The sequence below is a fragment of the Cellulomonas triticagri genome (genome assembly GCF_003696205.1).
GTDB lineage: Bacteria > Actinomycetota > Actinomycetes > Actinomycetales > Cellulomonadaceae > Cellulomonas > Cellulomonas triticagri.
This window is the reverse complement of the sequence record NZ_RFFI01000003.1, coordinates 1-16,164: the sequence shown is the minus strand read 5'-3', so window position 1 is coordinate 16,164 and position 16,164 is coordinate 1. Positions and strand designations below refer to the sequence as shown.

Genomic DNA, 16,164 nt, shown 5'->3' with positions numbered 1-16,164 from the left:
GGTGACCGACCGCTACGGCCCCGACGTCCTGTCCTCCGGCTCCGCCCGCACGCACCGGCGACCCACCTCGCGCCCGCAGCCCGCGGAGCACGGCCTGGTGGTGGAGGAGGTCACGACCGGCTGGGTCGGCGCCGTCGTCCGGGTCGAGAAGTCCGGCGGCGAGCACGTCGTCGTCCTGGAGGACCGCCGCGGCAAGACCCGCACGTTCCGGCTCGGCCCGGGGTTCTGGGTGGACGGGCAGCCCGTCGAGCTCACCGCGCCGAAGGCCGCGCCCGCCGCCACCGGCCCGCGCCGCACCGCGTCCGGCTCCCTCGCCGCCCCCGACCAGCGGGCCCGCGTCGCCATCGGGTCGCGGATCTGGGTCGAGGGCAAGCACGACGCCGAGCTGGTCGAGAAGGTCTGGGGCGACGACCTGCGCGCCGAGGGCGTCGTGGTCGAGCTGCTGGAGGGCGTCGACAACCTCGTGGACGCCCTGCGCGACTTCGCCCCCGGACCCGGTCGCCGGGTCGGCGTCCTCGTGGACCACCTCGTGCCGGGGTCCAAGGAGCAGCGCATCGCCGACGAGGCGCTGCGGTCCTGCCCGCGCGGCACCGTGCTGGTGCTCGGGCACCCCTACGTCGACGTCTGGCAGGCGGTGAAGCCCGCCCGCGTCGGGCTCACCGCGTGGCCGACCATCGAGCGCGGCACCGAGTGGAAGCACGGCATCCTGCGCGAGCTCGGCTGGCCCGCCGACGAGCAGGCCGACGTCGCCCGGGCGTGGCAGCGCATCCTGCGCAGCGTCCGGTCGTTCGCCGACCTGGAGCCGTCCCTGCTGGGCCGGGTCGAGGAGCTCATCGACTTCGTCACCGCCCCCTGACACGCGCGACGGCGCCGGAACCCTCGGGGTACCGGCGCCGTCGGCGCGTCTCAGCGGGTCAGGGCGCGACCGGCTGCTCCTGCAGGCGGCGGTACGCGTACGTCGTCGCGAGCAGCCCCACCGGGATCGACACCAGCTGGCCGACGCCGCACAGCGCCGAGCCCACCAGGTTCGCGGCGTACACGCCCAGGAACAGCAGGAACACGATGCCGATGTTCCGGTTCACCAGCGAGAAGCTCGCCTTCAGCGCATCCACCGGGGACAGGCGCCGGTCGATGACGAACAGCAGCGTGAACTGCGCGAAGAACGCGAACACCAGACCCGGGATCACGAACAGCAGCGCACCCACGGCCGTCCCCGCACCGACCAGCAGCGCGGCCAGCAGGATCTTGCCGAAGTCGTCGAACCGGAAGAACGTCCCGACCTCGACCCGGCGGCCGTTCGCGATCTCGAACGTCGCGCGCAGCACGCCCGCCTGCATGAACACCGACAGCAGCAGGTAGACCGCGATCAGCAGCAGGTACCCGAACGCCAGGCCGACCCCGGCACCCGAGCGCAGCTCGCCCGTCACCGGGTCGACGCCGACGGCCGCGCCGCCGATCAGCACCGAGAACAGGACCACCGAGACCACGAGGATCACCGCGAGGTACGCCAGGACGCCCAGGAGCAGCGTGCCGACGTTCTGGGTGAACTTCGTCCAGCCCCAGGAGAACGCGTCGCCGATGCTCGTGCTCGCACCGCCGGGCGGGGCGTAGCCGGGAGCACCGTAGGCGGGAGCGCCGTACGGCTGGCCGTAGGGCTGCTGCGGCGGAGGCTGCTCGCCGTACCCGGCCTGGCCGTATCCAGGCTGGCCGTATTCAGGCTGGCCGTAGCCCGGCTGGCCGTACCCGGGCTGCTCCGGTGCGCCGGGCTGCCCGTAGCCGGGCGGCGGCGGGTAGGCGCCGGGGCCCGGCGGCGGGTAGCCACCCGCCGGCTGGCCCGGCTGACCGGGCTGACCCGGCTGACCGGGGTGCACCGGCGGCTCGGGCGCGGGCGGCGCGCTCGGCGGTTCCGGCTGACCCGGCACCGGCGGGACCGGAGGCACGGGGGCCGCGGGCTCCTCGGGTGCGGGCGGCGGCGGGGTGGGCGGGGTCGACGGAGCCGCGGGCTCGTCGTCGCGCGGCTTCTCGCCGCCGGTGTTCTCGGACATGGGCTACCCCCTCCAGCTCGGGCGCCGTTCGCCCGTCGCGCCAGCGAACCGAAGTGCACGACTCCGTGTCAAGCACCACACGGTCGAGGGACGATTAGGACAAAAGGCCCGGTCACCCCGCTACGCTTCGACCGCCGTAGCATCACGACACCGATCGAGGAGACCCATGTCCTACGCCCCGCAGCCGCCCGCAGCCGGCCCGACGCCGCTGCGTCCCGACGAGGAGCGCACCTGGTCCCTGCTGTCCCACCTCGGCGGGATCATCTTCGGGTTCATCCCGTCGCTGGTGATCTGGCTCGTCTTCAAGGGCCGCGGCCCCTTCCTGGAGGACCAGGCCAAGGAGGCGCTGAACTTCCAGATCACCGTGACCATCGCCGCGATCGTCGGGTTCGTCATCTCGTTCATCATCCCGCCCATCGGCCTGCTGGTCTGGCTCGCGAACATCGTGTTCTGCATCCTCGCCGCCGTCGCCGTGAACAAGGGCACCTGGTACCGCTACCCGGCCACGCTGCGCCTGGTGAAGTGACGCCCCGCCCCTGAGGGGGTCGGGACCGGCGGGGTCCCGCCCGGCACGCCACGTGCCCGGGCGGGACCCCGCCGTCGTCAGCGGTCGTCCGCCCCGACCCGACCGCAGCCGGGATCAGGCCGTGAGGCTCCGCACGACCGTGTCCGCCAGCAGTCGCCCCCGACGCGTGAGCCGGACCCGGCGGTCGCCCTCGGCATCGCCCGCCAGGGCGGGACCCGGGTCCACCAGGCCGTCGGCCACCAGACCCGCGACGGCCGTCCGCGCCCGCTCGTCCAGGGCTGCCAGCGGCAGCCCCTCGTCCAGGCGCACCCCGAGCATGACCCGCTCCAGGCGCGCGGCGTCGTCCGCGACGGTCTCGCGCCCGGCGGCGGGGCTCAGCCCGTCCGCGAGGCGGGCGGCGTAGGTGCGGGGGTGCTTGACGTTCCACCAGCGCAGGCCGCCGACGTGGCTGTGCGCGCCGGGGCCGATCCCCCACCAGTCGTCGCTGCGCCAGTACGCGAGGTTGTGCCGGCACGCGTCGGCGGGGGTGCGCGCCCAGTTGCTGACCTCGTACCAGTGCAGCCCGGCGGCGGTGAGCAGGTCGTCGGCGAGCTCGTACTTCGCGGCCTGGTCGTCCTCGTCGGGCAGCGTGAGGTCGCCGCGCCGCACCTGCACGGCCATCTTCGTGCCCTGCTCCACGACCAGCGCGTACGCGGACACGTGGTCGACGCCCGTGGCGAGGGCCGTCTCCAGGGAGGTGCGCCAGTCGGCCAGCGACTCCCCCGGCGTGCCGTAGATGAGGTCGAGCGACACGGCCAGACCGGCGTCCCGCGCCCAGCGCACGACGTCGGGGATGCGGCGCGGGTCGTGGGTGCGCTCCAGCGTGGCGAGCACGTGCGGGACGGCGGACTGCATGCCGAACGACACCCGCGTGAACCCGCCGGCCGCGAGCGCCGCCAGCGACTCGGGGGTCACCGAGTCCGGGTTCGCCTCGGTGGTGACCTCCGCGCCCGGGGCCAGGCCCCAGGTGTCGCGCAGGCCGTCGACCATCCGCATCAGGTCCGAGGCGGGCAGCACCGTGGGGGTGCCGCCGCCGACGAACACCGTCTGCACCGGTCGCTCCGGCAGCCCGGCGTCGCGCAGCACCCGGCCCGCGAGGGCGATCTCGGTCAGCGCCGTGTCCGCGTACGACGCCTGCGACGCCCCGCCGCCGAGCTCCGTGGCCGTGTACGTGTTGAAGTCGCAGTACCCGCAGCGCACCGAGCAGAACGGCACGTGCAGGTACACGCCGAACCCCCGGTCCCCGGCGCCGTCGAGCACCGAGGCCGGGAGCGCGCCGTCGTCCGGGGCGGCGTCGCCGTCCGGGAGCGCGGGGCTCACTTCTTCTTCGCGTCCTTGGCGTCCTTGCCGCCGCCCGCGTCGGACGACAGCGCGGCGATGAAGGCCTCCTGCGGCACGTCGACCCGACCGATGGTCTTCATGCGCTTCTTGCCCTCCTTCTGCTTCTCGAGCAGCTTGCGCTTGCGGGAGATGTCACCGCCGTAGCACTTCGCGAGGACGTCCTTGCGCATCGCGCGGATCGTCTCGCGGGCGATGACCCGGCTGCCCACGGCCGCCTGGATCGGCACCTCGAACTGCTGGCGCGGGATCAGGTCCTTGAGCTTGGACGCCATCATGACGCCGTACGCGTACGCCTTGTCCTTGTGCACGATCGAGCTGAACGCGTCGACCTGCTCGCCCTGCAGCAGGATGTCGACCTTCACCAGGTCCGCGACCTGCTCGCCGACGGGCTCGTAGTCCAGGCTCGCGTAGCCGCGGGTCCGGGACTTCAGCTGGTCGAAGAAGTCGAACACGATCTCCGCGAGCGGCAGCGTGTAGCGCATCTCGACGCGGTCCTCGGACAGGTAGTCCATGCCCAGCAGGTCGCCGCGCTTGCCCTGGCAGAGCTCCATGATCGCGCCGATGAACTCGCTCGGCGCGAGGATCGTCGACTTCACGATCGGCTCGCGGACCTCGCGGATCTTGCCGCCCGGGAACTCGCTCGGGTTGGTGACGGTGACGACCGTGCGGTCCTCCATCGTCACCTCGTAGACCACGTTCGGCGCGGTCGAGATGAGGTCGAGGTTGAACTCGCGCTCCAGCCGCTCCCGGATGATCTCCAGGTGCAGCAGGCCGAGGAAGCCGACGCGGAACCCGAAGCCCAGCGCGACCGAGGTCTCCGGCTCGTAGTTCAGCGCGGCGTCGTTGAGCTTGAGCTTGTCGAGCGCGTCGCGCAGCGCCGGGTAGTCCGAGCCGTCGATCGGGTACAGGCCCGAGAACACCATCGGCTTCGGGTCGGAGTACCCGCCGATCGCGTCCGTCGCGGGCTTGTTCGCGTTCGTGACGGTGTCGCCGACCTTGGACTGCCGGACGTCCTTCACACCCGTGATGAGGTAGCCGACCTCGCCGACGCCCAGACCCTTGGTCGGGACGGGCTCGGGCGAGATGACGCCGATCTCCAGCAGCTCGTGCGTGGCCTTGGTCGACATCATCGCGATCCGCTCGCGCGGGTTGAGGTTGCCGTCCTTGACCCGCACGTACGTCACGACGCCGCGGTACGTGTCGTACACGGAGTCGAAGATCATCGCGCGCGCCGGGGCGTCCGGGTCGCCGACCGGCGACGGGACGAGCTGCACGATCCGGTCGAGCAGCGCCTCGACGCCCTCACCGGTCTTGCCCGAGACCTTGAGGCAGTCCTCCGGGTCGCCGCCGATCAGCCCGGCGAGCTCCTCGGCGTACTTCTCCGGCTGCGCCGCGGGCAGGTCGATCTTGTTCAGCACCGGGATGATCTGGAGGTCGTTCTCCATCGCCAGGTACAGGTTCGCGAGCGTCTGCGCCTCGATGCCCTGCGCGGCGTCCACGAGCAGCACCGCGCCCTCGCACGCCGCCAGCGACCGGGACACCTCGTACGTGAAGTCCACGTGGCCGGGGGTGTCGATCATGTTCAGCGCGTACGGGGTGTCACCGACGGCCCACGGCATGCGGACGGCCTGCGACTTGATGGTGATGCCGCGCTCGCGCTCGATGTCCATCCGGTCGAGGTACTGGGCGCGCATCGCGCGCGAGTCCACCACCCCGGTCAGCTGGAGCATGCGGTCGGCCAGGGTCGACTTGCCGTGGTCGATGTGCGCGATGATGCAGAAGTTGCGCAGCAGCTCCGGCGGCGTCGCGGCGGGGCTGATGCGCGCGCTCTGGGCGGCGCTCGGGATCGGGGACACGTGCTCCCTCGGTTTCGCTGGGTCGTGGCTGCCACCATGGTCCCATGCCCGCGCCCCGGACCCGAGCCGACGCCACCCTCGACGCGCTCGCGCGAGCCCAGGAGGCGTTCGCGACGCTGCTCGACGCCGCCGACCCCGACGCCCCCGTCCCCGCCTGCGGCATCTGGACCGTCACCGACCTCGCCCTGCACCTGGGCGGCGTGCACACGTGGGCGGCCGGGATGGCGCGGGGCACCGACGACGGCGGCGACGACCGCACCGGCCCCCGCGAGCCCGCCGCGCTGCGCGCCACCTACCGGGCGCAGGCCGCCGACCTGCTCGCGACCCTGCGGGCGCTCCCCGCGGACGCCCCCGGGCTCACGCTGAACGGGCCCGGACCCGCGTCGTTCTGGCACCGGCGGCAGCTGCACGAGACCCTCGTCCACCTGCACGACCTCGCCGACGCCACCGGCGTCCCCCACCCCGTCACCGACCCGACGCCCTGGGCGGACGCCGTCGACGAGGTCGTCACCGTCCTCGCGCCCCGTCAGGTGCGGCTGGGCCGCGCGACGCCGTGGGTGGCGCCCGTGCGCCTGACGGCCACGGACCTCCCGTGCGCGTGGACGCTCGCTTCCCCGGGTCGGCCCGTGGCGGACGAGGACGCCGTCGCCGCGACCGTGACGGGACCGGCCGCCGCGCTCGCGCTGCTGCTGTGGGGCCGCACGACCACCGCGGACCCCCGGCTCGCGGTGTCGGGTGACGCCGAGACCCTGGCGGACGTGCTGGGGCGGGCGCTCACACCCTGAGGCTGGCGGCTGGCGGCTGGCGGCCGCCGCTCAGCGCGGGCGGGTCGCCGTGAGGGAGAACGTCAGCGGCAGCCGGTCCCGCCCCTCGGGCAGCGCCCACGACGCGCCGTCCCGCACCATGCCGGGCAGCGCGGGCCACGGGATCGTCCGACCCTCCGCCAGCGCGACCAGCGTCAGCCCGGCGTCCAGCAGCGCCTGCACCACCTCCGACACCGGGTGCTGCCACTCGACCGTCGTCGCCGCGTCCTCCGGGACCGCCGCGCCCGCGTACGTCGTCGCGTGGTCGAACCGCTGCGGCGGCCCGGCGAAGTACGGCTGGGTCAGCACCAGCGCCCCGTCCGTGCGGTCCTGGTCCAGCGCCTGCAGCACCGGGTGCGCGTCCCGGACGTGGAACACCCCGCCCGGACGCAGCAGCCCCGCGACGGTGCGCGCCCACCCCGCCAGGTCCGGCAGCCAGCACAGCGCGCCGATGCCCGTGTACACGACGTCGAACTGCCGCCCGCAGGCCGCGACCGCCCCCTCGACGTCGCTGTCCACGAACGAGGCGTCCAGCCCCGCCCGCCGGGCGAGGTCCCGCGCCGCCGCCGTCGCCGCCGGGGAGAAGTCCACCCCCGTCACGCGCGCGCCCAGCCGGGCCCACGACAGGGTGTCCAGGCCGATGTGGCACTGCAGGTGCACCAGGTCCAGCCCCTCGGGCGACCCGCCCGGCAGGTGCGGGGCCATCGCCACCAGGTCGTCGCGCACGACCGAGGAGATCCGCGCGGGATCCGCCGCGAACTCCTCGGCACCGTAGGCCACCAGGTGCCCCGGGACGACCGCGTCCCAGCTGCGCCGGTTGGTCTCGACGTCGTCCCGCTCCGGTGCTGTCCTGGTCATGCGCGCCACGCTAGGGCGCCGGGGCCCGCGGGGGCGAGGACTTTCGAGCCACCCGGACTTCGTGCGAGCGGGGCACGGCTGGTAGTCTTGTCAGTCGCGTGTCCGCCTGGGTCGGCGGGCACTAGTCCGGTGCCTCTCCGCGGGTATCCCCACGCCCCAGTCCCGGCGCCGGACGCGCCCTCACGACCTGTTCCCTTCGCTCCGGCGAACACACGAGAGAGTCCACACCGTGGCCAACATCAAGTCCCAGATCAAGCGGATCCGCACCAACGAGGTCGCGCGCCTGCGCAACAAGGCCGTCAAGTCGGAGCTGAAGACGTTCGTGCGCCGCGTGCGCGAGGCCGTCGCCGGTGGCGACAAGGACGCGGCCACCGCCGCGCTCGTCGTCGCGGGCAAGAAGCTCGACAAGGCCGTCTCCAAGGGCGTCATCCACGCCAACCAGGCCGCCAACAAGAAGTCGGCGCTCGCGAAGTCGGTCAACGCGCTCTGACGCGACCGCACCGCAGCACGCCACGAAGGGCGTCACCCCCGCGGGGGTGACGCCCTTCGTCGTGCCCCGGGGGCCCGCCTCCCCCGCCTCGGCGGTGACGCCCAGCACGGACGCCGGGTGGGGACGGCGTCGGCAACCGTCGGAGCGACCCCGCCGAGCCCCGGCCGCGGCTCGCCGCGACATCAGCGAGTCGCGGCGACGAGTGGAGTCGGCGACCGGAGCGCAGGCGGCGAGCGGAGGCGGGCGAGCGGAGGCGGGCGAGCGGAGGCGGGCGAGCGGAGGCGGCGAGCGGAGGCGGCGAGCGGAGGCGGACGAGCCGCGCGGCGGGAAGGCAGGCGTCCGGACGAGGCCGGACACCGCCGGTCTGAGCCCGCCGACTGAGCACGGACGCGCGATTCCGCTGCGGAGCGCGCCGAGGTCGGGGGTCCCTGACGAGGTAGGTACTACCGAACCACCGACCTCGTCAGGAACCCCCGACCTCGCGGCACCGGGCGTCACGCCCGCATCAGCACGACGGACCCGCTCGCGCGAGCCGCCCTCGCCCGCCCGAGGTGACGCCGCTCGCCCGACGCGATGCGGCTCACCCGAGGTCGTCACTGAGCCGGGGCCGGGGCCGGAGCCGCACAGGATGACGCTCCCGGGGGTGGAGACGCCGGAGGGCGTCACCCCCCCTGCGGGGTGACGCCCTCGGCGCGGGACGGCTCGCGCCGTCTCCGATGGGAACGCGGTCGCTCAGTCCTGGGCGGCCACGCTCCACGCCTCCCACAGCACCGCGGGGACCGCGGGCCGGAACCCTGCCTCGCGCAGCGCCCGGTCGAACGCCTGCGCGGCACCCGTGACGTCCCCGTTGCCGAGGAACCGGTCGCCGAGCTCGCGCCACACCGCCGCGGACTGCCGCGACGCGGACATCATGCCGAGCATGTCGGCAGCCCAGCGGTACGCGCGGGACGCCGCCTCGGTCTCGCCGCGCGAGTGCAGCGCGTCGCCGATCGCGAGCTGCGCGGCGGCGCCGTCGAGCCGCGGGGCGTCGCCGAGCCGGTCGAGCGCGGCACGGCCGTAGCCCTCCGCGGCGACGGGGTCGCCGAGCATGAGGTGCGCGCGGGACCGCTCGACGTCGAGGCGCGCCATCTCCACCTCGGAGCCGGACACGGCGAGCTCGGGGGCGGCACGGTCGAGCTGCTCCAGCGCCGCGACGGGCTCCGCCGGGTCGCTGCGCAGCAGCAGCCACGCGTAGTTGAGGCGCAGACGCGGGATGTCGCGGCTGACCTCGCCCTCGCCCAGCAGGGCGAGCGCGCGCTCGGTGTACCGCTTCGCGAGCGCGTAGTCGTGGCGCTGCTCGGCCACCAGCGCGGCGTTCCAGTACACGGACCCGCGACCGCGCGGCGTGCCGAGGGACTCGGCCTGCCGGATGAGCTCCGAGGCGCGGTGCGTCGCGTAGAGGAGGTCGCCGCGCTCCACGTAGGACCACAGCGTCGTCGACCCGAGCCGCAGGTGCTCGTCGGTGCCGGTGAGACCGGCCTCCTCGAGCTCCGCGAGCTGGCGGTCGCCGAGCTCGATAGCCCGACCGAGGTCGCCGGACTCGACGTAGGACGCGACCAGCGCCGTGGCGGCGGCCGCGGCGTCGAGGTGGTGGGACTCCGCGCGCGCCTGCGTGAGCAGCGGCTCGAGGACGGCGACGGCGGACTCGAGGTCGCCGAGCATCTCGTGCGCCTGCGCGAGGGCGAGCTGTGCCTCGACACGCACCTGGCGCGTGACGAAGTCCAGCTCGAGCGCGAGGATGCGGTCGCGGGCGGAGGACGCCTCACCCGACACGAGGTCGAGGCGGGCGTAGTCCAGGGCAAGCTTCGCGCGCGCCTCTGCCGGACCCTCGTCGCCGTGCTTGAGATACTCGACCGTGGAGCCGAGCCGCTCGGCGAGGACGCCGAGGGCGGCGTCGGTCGGCTCCCGCCGACCGGACTCGATCAGCGAGATGTAGCTCGGCGACAGGGCGTCGCCGGCGAGGGCCGTCTGGGAGAGCCCAGCGGCCAACCGCGCCTGGCGGACGCGGTCAGCAATGGTCGTCATGGGTGTCACTGTACCTGTGACCGCTCGTGACGGCGAGCATGTCACCCGTCCGCCACGCCGGGGTCCTCGGCGTCCCGACCCGCCCTGGTCACCGAGAGCCAGCAGGGCGGGCCGGGGAGGCACCGAGAGGGCTCAGACCGCGGTCCGGCAGCAGCCGGTGGCGCCGCTCTGGATCGAGACGAGGCCGGCAGCGTTCGCGACGCCCGAGGCGCCGAAGGTCAGGGTGAGAGCGACGGCGGCGGTGGCGAGGGCCTTGATCGTGGTGCGCATGGGGGTGTCTCCTGTCACAGCGGATTGACTCTCTGTCACGAAAAGGATGACTGACGCGGAGCGCTTCGCACCAGCCGTTGAGCACTTCCGCACGATCTCCGCCCGAACGGGTGAATTCACCACCCGTCTGCCCCAGAAAAATCGGACATCGTCGCCGGTGGCGCGATCGGGCTCGTGTCATGGCGGCTTCGCTGTGGTGTCATAGTCGACATGACCAGGGGACAGGGCGACGCGCAGCTGGCGGCCGAGGTCGACTCGGCGATCTCGACCGAGCTGCGACGGGAGTGGGAGCGGCACGTCTCGCGCGAGCAGGTGGTCGTGGGTCGCCAGGGGATCTTCTCCCCGCGCCTGCACCCCTTCGGCTACGAGCTGGCCTTCCGGACCCCGGGGGCGACCAGCACCGACGCGGCCGCCTGGTCCGACCTGCAGCACGAGCGCGCCACCGCCGCCGTCCTGCGCGCGACGTTCGGCCGCGCCGACGTGGATGAGGTCGGCCACGGGCGGTGGCTGTTCGTCCGCTGCCCCCGCGCCTACCTCACCGGGGCGCTGGCCCTCCCGGCCCGCCCGGACCGCCTCGTGATCGAGGTCCCCGGCACCACCCGCATCGACGGTGACGTCCTGCGCGGTGTCCGCCGCCTGCGCGAGCAGGGCTTCCGCGTCGCGATGGCCGGGTTCGTGTCCCGCGCCGACCAGCGCACCCTGCTCCCCCAGGCCGACTTCGTGAAGATCGACGCCCGCGACCTCGACCTCGAGGGCGAGCCCGTCGTCGACCTGGCGCGCTCGCACGGGGCGCTGCTGGTCGCCGAGTTCGTGGAGTCCAGCGTGGAGCTCAAGGCCGGGCGGCGTCTCGGCTTCGACCTCTACCAGGGCAACCTGCTGGAGCGCAGCCTCCTGCTGGACCGCTCGGCCGCTCCCCTGCTCCAGCCGGACACGGACGCGCTGGGGCAGCGCTTCCTCTGAGCGGCCGTACCGGCGCCTGAACGGGGTCCTCGACGGGTCGCGTGCCCCGCGCCCGGGATCTAGCTCCGGACGGCGCCCGCGATCCGCAGCACGGCCCGCTCGACGGCGAACTTCGGGTCCCGGCTCGCGCCCTTGACCTCGGCGTCCGCCTGCGCGACGGCGGTGATCGCCGCCGCCAGCGCCTCGGGAGTCCAGCGCTGGAGCTCCTTGCGCGACCGGTCGACCTGCCAGGGCGCGAGCCCGAGCTCGCGCTCCGCACCGGGGCCGCGACCTCGGACCGCGGACACCTTGGCGAGCACGCGCAGCCGGGCCGCGAGCGCCGCGACCATCGGCACCGGGTCGACGCCGGTGGCGAACGCGTGCCGCAGCAGCGCGACCGCCTCCCCCGCCGCACCGTCCACGGCGGCGTCGGCGACACGGAAGCCGGTCGCCTCGATCCGACCGCCGTAGTACCGCTCCACGACCTCGACGCCGATGACGCCGGTGGTGTCGGCGACGAGCTGGCTGCACGCGGCGGCGAGCTCGCGCAGGTCGCTGCCGACCGCGTCGACCAGCGACCGCACCGCGCGCGCCTCCATGCGTCGTCCGGCCCGGCGGAGCTCCTGCGTGACGAACGCGGCCTTGTCCGCGTCCCGCTTGATCGGCTCGCACGCCGCGACGGGGTGCTTCGCCGCGCGGACGGCGTCGAGGAGCCGCTTGCCGCGCTGACCGCCGCCGTGCCGGAGCACGAGGACGACGTCGGGCTGCGGCGACGCGACGTAGTCGGTGGCCTCGAGGATGAGGTCGTCGGTGGCCTTCTCCACGCCCTCGACGACGACGACCTTGTCCTCGCCGAACAGCGACGGGCTCGTGGCGAGCATGAGCTCGCCCGCGCCGTACGCGGCGGCGTCGACCCGGGTGAGCTCGATCTGCGGGTCGCGCTCCCGGGCGAGCGCCACGAGGCGGTCGACGGCGCGCTCGGCGAGCAGGTCCTCCGTGCCGGTGACCAGCACCACCGGGGCCAGCCCGACCTCGTCCCAGGCGAGCCCGGCCGGGGCCGACGAGCGGCCGCCCCCGCGGGCGGGGCGGCGGGCGGCGGACGGAGCGGGAGGCACGACCCTAGGGTGCCACGTCGGACCGACGCCGCAGGACCAGCACCAGCAGCGCCGCGCCCGCGACCGCGAGCAGCAGCACACCGAGCCACCCGTCGGCCCACAGCACCTGCGCCCCGGGTGCCGCGGCGGTCGTGCGCGCGACCGCCGCGACCCACCAGCACGCCGCCCCGGCGACCCGCGCGCCGAGAGCGGCCGCAGCCGGCCACCACGGGCCGATCAGGACCGCCAGCAGCCCGCCGAGCGTCGCCGGGGCGACGACCGGGGCGACGAGGACGTTGGCGAGCACCCCGTACGTGGGCACCTCGGGGCGCAGCACCAGGATCACCGGCGCGCACACGACCTGCGCCGCGACGGGCACCGCGAGCGCGGACGCCAGCACGGACCGCGAGTCCCGGCCCCGACCGCCCGCCGCCGCGCCGCGGACGGGCGCCGTCCACCGGCGGGTCAGCGGCCCGGCGAGCAGGGTGATGCCCGCCGTCGCGACGACCGACAGCACGAACCCGACGTCCCGGGCGAGCCACGGGTCCACGACGAGCAGGACGACCACCGTCACGGCGAGCGCGGGCACCGACCGCGCGGGCCGCCCGGCGACCAGCCCGAGCAGTCCGACGGCGCCCATCACGGCGGCGCGGACGACGCTCGCGCCCGGCTGCACGAGGACGACGAAGCCGAGCATCACCGCACCCACCGGCAGCCACCGCCACCGACGCGGTACGCCGCACCACCGCGTGCCCGCGAGCGCGACGCCGCCGACCAGCGAGAAGTGCAGGCCCGAGACGGCCGTCAGGTGCGTGAGCCCCGCGACCCGCATCGGCTCCGCGAGGTCCCCGAGGTCGCGGGTGTCCCCGACGACCACCCCCGGCAGCAGCCGGCCCGCGTCGCCCGGCAGTCCCGCGGCCGTCGCCCGCAGCCCGGCCCGGAGGTCGTCCGCGACCCGCAGCACCGCAGGGGGCGGCGCGCGCACGACGACGTCCTCGGTCGCCCGCGCCCGGACGACCGCCCGGCCCGCGGGGTCGCGCGCGGGGGCGAGGCGGGCGACGACCTCCACCCGGGTGCCGTAGGAGAGTCCCGCGGCGGACGCCGGCGCGTACACCTCCACGGCCGCGCCGGTCGCCACCACCGCGCCGGACGGCGTCCCGACGGACTCGGCGGCGAGCAGGAACCGCACCGTCCGGGGTACCCGGGCAGGCTCGTCGTCGGCGGCCGGGCGCTCCCCCACCGGCTGCGGCGTCGACCGCACGACGCCCGTCACCCCCACCCGCGCACCGTCCTCGGCGAGCGTCCGGAGGTGCCCGGACTCCCGCGCCCGGACCTGCGCCGCGAGCGTGAGCAGCAGCACCCCGACGACACCCAGCGCGAGCACGGCCTGCCCGGTGCCCGGACGCCCGGTGACGTGCCCACGTGCTGCGCCGTCCGGAGCGCACCGCTCCGGAGCCGGGCCACCCGGAGCGGGGCCACCCGGAGCGGGACCACCGGGTGGGCGGACGTGGCGGGGCGCGGAGCGGCTGCGCGCGACGAGCACGACGCCCGCACCGATCAGGAACGCCGCACCGCTCCACGCTGCGACAGGTGCCGTAGCGGTGACCCCGACGGCAGCGGCGGCCCACGCGGCGAGCGCGGCGGGCACGAGCCGCACGTCGACGGCCTCGCCGTCGTGCGCCACCGTGGGCACCGGGCCGGACGTGGTGCCGGTCGCCGTCGTGGCGGCCGGTGCCGCGACGGCGCCCGCCACCGGCAAGGTGGCTGGCGTCGCCACGGCACCCGCCACCGGCGAGGTGGCCGACGTCGCCACGGCGCCCGCCACCGGCGAAGCGGCGAGGGCTGACGTGGTGGGGACGGCGGACGGGGTCGTCACACGTGCACCAGGTCCGCGAGCCGGGACAGCAGAGCCGGACCGATCCCGGACACGTCCCGCAGGCTCTCGACCGACGGGAACGGGCCGTGGTCGGTCCGCCACGCGACGATGCGGTCCGCGAGGACGGGGCCGATCCCGGGGAGCGTCTGCAGGTCCGCCGCGCTCGCCCGGTTGACGTCGACCGTCCCCGACCCGCTCGCCGGACCGCCTGCGGGAGCGCCGCCGGTCGCGTCGACGCCGGTGGTGACGAGGGCGGCGTCCACGGGCGGTTCCTCTCCCGGTGCGGGGACCCGGACCTGCGCGCCGTCCGGGACGACGGCGGCGAGGTTGAGCGCGGCGACGTCGGCGCCGGGCAGCACCCCACCGGCGGCCTCGACGGCGTCGGCGACGCGTGCTCCCGCGGGCAGGGCGACGACGCCCGGGGTGAGCACCTGCCCGACGACGTGCACCCACACGCGGTCCGCGTCCGGGTCGCCGTCCGACGCGGCACCGCCCGGGTCGGGCGCGTCCGCGCTCCCCGACGCGGCCGGTCCGGAGGCGAGCGGTTCCTCCACCGCGACGGCCGGTCCGGTCGCTCCCGGTCCGGCGCGCAGCGCGACGCCGCCGCCGAGCAGGGCGAGCACGACCACAGCGGCGACGGCGGTGGGCGGCGACACCCGCCAGCGCGGGATCCCGGTCCGGCGTCGGGGGCGCGCCCGTCGTCGGCCGCTCGGGGGTGCCGGCGCGGTCAGGGGCTCGTCGGGTCCGCGAGGCGCACCCGCGCGCGGGGACGTGCGTGACCACTCGTCGGCGACGGCCCTGACGGAGGCGCCCGGCCACCCGGCGGCTCCCGGCCCCTCGGGGGCGCCCGCCCGGTCGAGCGCGCTCGGCACCCCCGGGCTGCCCGGCCGCCCAGGGCCGCTTGGCCACCCAGGGGCGCCCGGCCGCCCGAAGGCGCCCAGCAACCCTGTCCGGCGGGGATCCCCCGGGTCGGACCAGCGCTCGGGGTCCGCCTCCACCGGGGAAGCCGCGCGCCGGAACCGCGACCGGTGCGCGGTCCGCACGGCTCGCGCCTGCTCCCGCGTGAGCCCCTCGACGTCCACGGGCAGCGTGCCGACGGTGAAGTCCGCCAGCACGTCCGCCACCACCTCGTCACCGAGCGCGACGGGGTGGTGCGGACGGGGTGTCGTCGGGTCGTGCCGGACCGCGCCGTCGTACCAGGTCATGCCGGGACGCTAGGTCCGGCGGTTCCCCCGCCGTCGACGCCGGACGCCCGCGCTGGGGACCGTGCACGCCCCGCCGCCCTGTGGACGGTTCGGCGACAGGTCACGACCGCTCGCCGGGCGCTCGCAAGCCCCTCGACGGTCCGAGGACCTCACCTCGGGCGACGTCACCCCACCACGCCCAGCCCCTGCCCGGCGGAGCCCGCTCACCGGTCGGTGACGACCACCGCCAGCGCCCCCACCCCGAGGTGCCCGCCGAGCACGGCCCCCACCTCCCGGACGACGACGTCACCCGTGCCGCTGCTGGCCCGGATGCGCTCGGCGAGCGCCTCGGCGACGTCGGGCCGCGCGAGGTGCTGCACGGCGACGCGCGCGCCGGGTCCGCGCTCCCGGAGGTCGGCGACGGCGAGGTCGTGCAGCCGGTCGCGGGCGTGCCGGCGGCTGCGGACCCGCTCGGCGACCTCGATCCGCCCGTCGGTGAGCACGAGCACGGGCCGGAGCCCGAGGACGGTGCCGACGGCGGCGGCCGCGCCGGAGAGCCGCCCGCCGCGCCGCAGGTGGTCGAGGGAGTCCACGACGAACCACGCGGCGGTGGAGCGTCCGACCTCGGCGGCGACGGCCGCGACCTCGGCGCCGGTGGGTTCGTGGCCCCAGACGCCGCCCGCGGCGACCTCGGCGGCGGCGAGCGCGGCGAACCCGAGCCCGGCGCCGGCGCTGCGGGAGTCCACGACGTGCACGGGCAGCGGGGCGAGCTGCGCGGC

Annotated in this window: 15 protein-coding genes; 5 read left to right on the top strand and 10 right to left on the bottom strand. The window is 75.6% G+C overall.

Features of this window, described 5'->3' with window-relative positions; translation table 11 throughout:
- Position 1 precedes the first annotated feature (1 nt).
- Entirely contained in the window at positions 2-856 is an 855-nt protein-coding gene (locus EBM89_RS01000) for a DUF3097 domain-containing protein (protein WP_233571455.1), read from the top strand.
- A gap of 58 nt (positions 857-914) precedes the next feature.
- On the opposite strand, the gene EBM89_RS00995 is transcribed toward EBM89_RS01000, so the two are convergent.
- A complete protein-coding gene (locus EBM89_RS00995; RefSeq protein ID WP_122147601.1) occupies positions 915-2,045 on the bottom strand; it encodes a DUF2189 domain-containing protein in 1,131 nt (376 codons plus the stop codon).
- A gap of 166 nt (positions 2,046-2,211) precedes the next feature.
- Between EBM89_RS00995 and EBM89_RS00990 the strand changes: the two genes are divergently transcribed.
- Positions 2,212-2,571 carry a DUF4870 domain-containing protein gene (locus EBM89_RS00990; RefSeq protein ID WP_122147600.1) on the top strand — a complete coding sequence of 120 codons (360 nt, stop codon included), beginning with the start codon at positions 2,212-2,214 and terminating at the stop codon, positions 2,569-2,571.
- 114 nt (positions 2,572-2,685) lie between these two features.
- Here the strand turns inward: EBM89_RS00990 and hemW are convergent, their stop codons facing one another.
- Both hemW and lepA read right to left on the bottom strand, forming a co-directional pair.
- Positions 2,686-3,930 (bottom strand): radical SAM family heme chaperone HemW, encoded by a 1,245-nt coding sequence (hemW, locus tag EBM89_RS00985; protein WP_122147599.1) that lies wholly within the window; start codon positions 3,928-3,930, stop codon positions 2,686-2,688.
- The gene (gene lepA, locus EBM89_RS00980; RefSeq protein WP_122147598.1) at positions 3,927-5,807 is read right to left on the bottom strand and encodes a translation elongation factor 4; all 1,881 of its coding nucleotides are present in this window, start codon (positions 5,805-5,807) and stop codon (positions 3,927-3,929) included. Before lepA ends, hemW begins: the two co-directional genes overlap by 4 nt.
- 44 nt (positions 5,808-5,851) lie before the next feature.
- On the opposite strand from lepA, the gene EBM89_RS00975 reads away from it, so the two are divergent.
- Positions 5,852-6,592: a maleylpyruvate isomerase family mycothiol-dependent enzyme gene (locus tag EBM89_RS00975; protein WP_122147597.1), complete on the top strand. Its 741-nt coding sequence runs from the start codon at positions 5,852-5,854 to the stop codon at positions 6,590-6,592.
- A 30-nt stretch (positions 6,593-6,622) separates the two neighbouring features.
- Here the strand turns inward: EBM89_RS00975 and EBM89_RS00970 are convergent, their stop codons facing one another.
- A complete protein-coding gene (locus tag EBM89_RS00970; protein WP_122147596.1) occupies positions 6,623-7,468 on the bottom strand; it encodes a class I SAM-dependent methyltransferase in 846 nt (281 codons plus the stop codon).
- 229 nt (positions 7,469-7,697) lie between these two features.
- Between EBM89_RS00970 and rpsT the strand changes: the two genes are divergently transcribed.
- The gene (gene rpsT, locus EBM89_RS00965; protein ID WP_122147595.1) at positions 7,698-7,958 is read left to right on the top strand and encodes a 30S ribosomal protein S20; all 261 of its coding nucleotides are present in this window, start codon (positions 7,698-7,700) and stop codon (positions 7,956-7,958) included.
- Between the two features lie 732 nt (positions 7,959-8,690).
- On the opposite strand, the gene EBM89_RS00960 is transcribed toward rpsT, so the two are convergent.
- Both EBM89_RS00960 and EBM89_RS20960 read right to left on the bottom strand, forming a co-directional pair.
- A complete protein-coding gene (locus tag EBM89_RS00960; RefSeq protein ID WP_122147594.1) occupies positions 8,691-10,022 on the bottom strand; it encodes a helix-turn-helix domain-containing protein in 1,332 nt (443 codons plus the stop codon).
- Between the two features lie 132 nt (positions 10,023-10,154).
- Positions 10,155-10,292 carry a hypothetical protein gene (locus EBM89_RS20960; RefSeq protein ID WP_158609430.1) on the bottom strand — a complete coding sequence of 46 codons (138 nt, stop codon included), beginning with the start codon at positions 10,290-10,292 and terminating at the stop codon, positions 10,155-10,157.
- A 210-nt stretch (positions 10,293-10,502) separates the two neighbouring features.
- On the opposite strand from EBM89_RS20960, the gene EBM89_RS00955 reads away from it, so the two are divergent.
- Positions 10,503-11,252 carry an EAL domain-containing protein gene (locus EBM89_RS00955; RefSeq protein WP_122147593.1) on the top strand — a complete coding sequence of 250 codons (750 nt, stop codon included), beginning with the start codon at positions 10,503-10,505 and terminating at the stop codon, positions 11,250-11,252.
- A 59-nt stretch (positions 11,253-11,311) separates the two neighbouring features.
- Here the strand turns inward: EBM89_RS00955 and holA are convergent, their stop codons facing one another.
- The 4 genes from holA to EBM89_RS00935 form a co-directional block, all read right to left on the bottom strand.
- Complete coding sequence (holA, locus tag EBM89_RS00950) at positions 11,312-12,346, bottom strand: DNA polymerase III subunit delta (RefSeq protein ID WP_439647153.1); 1,035 nt, start codon at positions 12,344-12,346, stop codon at positions 11,312-11,314.
- 4 nt (positions 12,347-12,350) lie between these two features.
- Positions 12,351-14,201, bottom strand: a complete 1,851-nt coding sequence (locus EBM89_RS00945; RefSeq protein WP_122147592.1) for a ComEC/Rec2 family competence protein — start codon at positions 14,199-14,201, stop codon at positions 12,351-12,353.
- Positions 14,198-15,406, bottom strand: a complete 1,209-nt coding sequence (locus EBM89_RS21950) for a ComEA family DNA-binding protein (protein WP_233571454.1) — start codon at positions 15,404-15,406, stop codon at positions 14,198-14,200. The genes EBM89_RS00945 and EBM89_RS21950 overlap by 4 nt, the downstream gene beginning before the upstream one ends.
- Positions 15,407-15,609: 203 nt before the next feature.
- Positions 15,610-16,164, bottom strand: a 555-nt coding sequence (locus tag EBM89_RS00935; RefSeq protein ID WP_122147591.1) for a DegV family protein, incomplete at its 5' end; no start/stop codon positions are given.

Bases quoted from the DNA above. Each gene is read 5' to 3' on its own strand.
- EBM89_RS00995 (WP_122147601.1), bottom strand. From the start codon at position 2,045: ATGTCCGAGAACACCGGCGGCGAGAAGCCGCGCGACGACGAGCCCGCG.
- EBM89_RS00990 (WP_122147600.1), top strand. From the start codon at position 2,212: ATGTCCTACGCCCCGCAGCCGCCCGCAGCCGGCCCGACGCCGCTGCGT.
- EBM89_RS00975 (WP_122147597.1), top strand. From the start codon at position 5,852: ATGCCCGCGCCCCGGACCCGAGCCGACGCCACCCTCGACGCGCTCGCG.
- EBM89_RS00970 (WP_122147596.1), bottom strand. From the start codon at position 7,468: ATGACCAGGACAGCACCGGAGCGGGACGACGTCGAGACCAACCGGCGC.
- EBM89_RS00960 (WP_122147594.1), bottom strand. From the start codon at position 10,022: ATGACGACCATTGCTGACCGCGTCCGCCAGGCGCGGTTGGCCGCTGGG.
- EBM89_RS20960 (WP_158609430.1), bottom strand. From the start codon at position 10,292: ATGCGCACCACGATCAAGGCCCTCGCCACCGCCGCCGTCGCTCTCACC.
- EBM89_RS00955 (WP_122147593.1), top strand. From the start codon at position 10,503: ATGACCAGGGGACAGGGCGACGCGCAGCTGGCGGCCGAGGTCGACTCG.
- EBM89_RS21950 (WP_233571454.1), bottom strand. From the start codon at position 15,406: ATGACCTGGTACGACGGCGCGGTCCGGCACGACCCGACGACACCCCGT.